The organism is Motilimonas pumila (assembly GCF_003596335.1).
GTDB lineage: Bacteria > Pseudomonadota > Gammaproteobacteria > Enterobacterales > CBDFNC01 > Motilimonas > Motilimonas pumila.
In genome coordinates this window covers 1-657 of the sequence record NZ_QZCH01000140.1, presented here as the reverse complement: position 1 = coordinate 657, position 657 = coordinate 1, and the positions used below count along the sequence as shown (strand labels likewise).

The following is a 657-nucleotide window of genomic DNA, read 5'->3' as shown; positions in this document are numbered from 1 at the left end:
AGAGGGCGGGGTTCTCGATCAGCACCGGCCGGCCCAGGGCGTCCTGCATCCGCGAGACGTTGTCGGCGACCCGGTCCAGGGCCGCCCGGCTGCGCGGGAACGGCAGCAGGTCGGGATGGTAAGCCCCCCGCCGCGTCGACCACGCCAGGTGCTCGGAGACGACGAAGGGCTCGAAGCGGTCGACCAGCCGGCGCAGGGCCGCCAGGTGGCCTGCGTCGGGCGGCTCGTCCGCCGCCAGGGACATGCCGACGCCGTGCAGCGACAGCGGATGCTCCCGGCGGACGGCTTCGAGCCAGGCGAGCCGGGGTCCGCCCAGGCTCATATAGTTCTCGGGATGGACTTCGAACCACAGACCGTCCGCCCGGCGGGCCAGCGCGTCGGCGTAGTGCTCCGGCTTGAGGCTTAGCCCGGCGGTCGGTCCGTGGTTCATCGTCCGTGTCCGGCTCAGGCGACGGGGGTCAGGGAGCCGTGGCCCTTGGGCGTCTTGATCGAGGTGCAGGAGCCCTTGGCCACTTCCTTGAAGTACTGGCCCTGATAGTCGGCCTTGGCGCTCCCGGCGCAGGTGGTGCCGGCGCCGGCCTTGCAGTCGTTCTTGCCGGCCAGGGCGACGCCGTAGCATTTCTCGACGGCGGGCTTGGCCTTGGCCATGGCGTCGCC

At 71.8% G+C, this 657-nt stretch carries 2 protein-coding genes; both read right to left on the bottom strand.

What is annotated here, in order from left to right; genetic code table 11:
* Positions 1 to 430, bottom strand: a 430-nt coding sequence (locus tag D1Z90_RS20920) for a multinuclear nonheme iron-dependent oxidase (RefSeq protein ID WP_119912676.1), incomplete at its 3' end; no start/stop codon positions are given.
* A 14-nt stretch (positions 431 to 444) separates the two neighbouring features.
* Positions 445 to 657 (bottom strand): BufA1 family periplasmic bufferin-type metallophore (locus D1Z90_RS20915; protein ID WP_147378831.1); only part of this gene is annotated, 213 nt, incomplete at its 5' end.